The 2,500-nt window shown below is 56.7% G+C and carries 2 rRNA genes (1 of these 2 cut by a window edge); both read left to right on the top strand.

The features are described 5' to 3' along the window. Positions 1-2,203 (top strand): 23S ribosomal RNA (locus tag ACWPN8_RS20665) (it extends 544 nt beyond the left edge of the window). A gap of 148 nt (positions 2,204-2,351) precedes the next feature. Further along, positions 2,352-2,467, top strand: a 5S ribosomal RNA gene (rrf, locus tag ACWPN8_RS20660). The last annotated feature ends 33 nt before the right edge of the window (positions 2,468-2,500 follow it).

The raw sequence follows: 2,500 nt of genomic DNA, 5'->3' as shown, positions 1-2,500 counted from the left end.
GTACCTTTTGTATAATGGGTCAGCGACTTAGAGTATGCAGCGAGCTTAAGCCGGTAGGTGGAGGCGCAGCGAAAGCGAGTCTGAATAGGGCGACCGAGTTGCATGCTTTAGACCCGAAACCTGATGATCTAGCCATGGGCAGGTTGAAGGTGCGGTAACACGCACTGGAGGACCGAACTCACGCCTGTTGAAAAAGTCGGAGATGACCTGTGGCTAGGGGTGAAAGGCCAATCAAATCAGGAAATAGCTGGTTCTCCGCGAAAGCTATTTAGGTAGCGCGTCGCGTATTGCCGCGGGGGGTAGAGCACTGGATGGGCTAGGGGGGCGCGAGCCTTACCAAACCTAACCAAACTCCGAATACCCGCGAGCAGAGCGCGGCAGACAGACGGTGGGTGCTAAGGTCCATCGTCGAGAGGGAAACAGCCCAGACCGCCAGCTAAGGTCCCCAAATCACGGCTAAGTGGGAAAGGATGTGGGAAGGCCATGACAACCAGGAGGTTGGCTTAGAAGCAGCCATCCTTTAAAGAAAGCGTAATAGCTCACTGGTCTAGTTAAGCCGGCCTGCGCCGAAAATGTATCGGGGCTCAAGCCGTGTACCGAAGCTGCGGATGTGATCTTCGGATCACGTGGTAGCGGAGCGTTCCGTAAGCCTGCGAAGGGTGTCCGTGAGGCCGCCTGGAGGTATCGGAAGTGAGAATGCTGACATGAGTAGCGACAAACAGTGTGAGAAACACTGTCGCCGAAAGTCCAAGGGTTCCTGCGCAAGGTTAATCCACGCAGGGTGAGCCGGCCCCTAAGGCGAGGCCGAAAGGCGTAGTCGATGGGAACCACGTTAATATTCGTGGGCCTGGCGGAGGTGACGGATTGGAAAGCGTGTACGATCTTATCGGATTGATCGTGCTGTGGACCGGTTCCAGGAAATAGCCCCGCCTTACAGACCGTACCCCAAACCGACACAGGTGGACTGGTAGAGTATACCCAGGCGCTTGAGAGAATGGTGTTGAAGGAACTCGGCAAATTGCCCTCGTAACTTCGGAAGAAGAGGGCCCCGTTGTGGCGCAAGCCATGGCGGGGGGCACAGACCAGGGGGTAGCGACTGTTTACTAAAAACACAGGGCTCTGCGAAGCCACACAAGGCGACGTATAGGGTCTGACGCCTGCCCGGTGCCGGAAGGTTAAGAGGAGGAGTGCAAGCTCTGAATTGAAGCCCCGGTAAACGGCGGCCGTAACTATAACGGTCCTAAGGTAGCGAAATTCCTTGTCGGGTAAGTTCCGACCTGCACGAATGGCGTAACGACTTCCCCGCTGTCTCCAACACCAACTCAGCGAAATTGAACTCTCCGTGAAGATGCGGAGTTCCCGCGGTCAGACGGAAAGACCCCGTGCACCTTTACTACAGCTTTGCAGTGGTGCTAGGGACTTCATGTGTAGGATAGGTGGGAGGCTTGGAAACATGGGCGCCAGCTCGTGTGGAGCCAACCTTGAAATACCACCCTTGAAGTCTCTGGCATCTAACCGTGGCCCGTTATCCGGGTCCGGGACCCTGCATGGCGGGTAGTTTGACTGGGGCGGTCGCCTCCCAAAGTGTAACGGAGGCGCGCGATGGTGGGCTCAGAGCGGTCGGAAATCGCTCGTCGAGTGCAATGGCATAAGCCCGCCTGACTGCAAGACTGACAAGTCGAGCAGAGACGAAAGTCGGCCATAGTGATCCGGTGGCTCCACGTGGACGGGCCATCGCTCAACGGATAAAAGGTACGCCGGGGATAACAGGCTGATGACTCCCAAGAGTCCATATCGACGGAGTCGTTTGGCACCTCGATGTCGGCTCATCACATCCTGGGGCTGGAGCAGGTCCCAAGGGTTCGGCTGTTCGCCGATTAAAGTGGTACGTGAGCTGGGTTTAGAACGTCGTGAGACAGTTCGGTCCCTATCTGCCGTGGGTGTCGGAGTTTTGCGAGGATTTGTCCCTAGTACGAGAGGACCGGGATGGACATACCTCTGGTGCACCGGTTGTCACGCCAGTGGCATGGCCGGGTAGCTAAGTATGGACGGGATAACCGCTGAAAGCATCTAAGCGGGAAACCCACCTCTAAACCAGAGCTCCCTTGAGAGCCGTGACAGACCATCACGTCGATAGGAGGCATGTGGACGGGCAGCAATGCTTGAAGCTAAGCCTTACTAATCGCTCGATCGGCTTGATCTCGACACCACTAACCGCGCCATGCGCAGCAGCAAGCCTGCTCCAAAGCAGTGCTTGACCAGCGCATCGCCGTTCGATACATCCTCAACTCACTTGCACTGAACAAGCATCAAGCGCTTTCGGTAACAGCGTCGGTCTTGTGCCTCGGTGACCTGGTGGTCATGGCGAGGTGTCAAACACCCGATCCCATCCCGAACTCGGCCGTGAAAAGCCTCCGCGCCAATGGTACTGCGTCTTAAGACGTGGGAGAGTAGGTCGCCGCCAGGTCGCTCAGGCACATGAGACGCTCAATACACAAAG

It is taken from the genome of Azospirillum sp. UENF 112521, from assembly GCF_058780665.1.
Note: the sequence above shows the minus strand (reverse complement) of the source record. Positions and strands in the feature narration are given on the sequence as shown.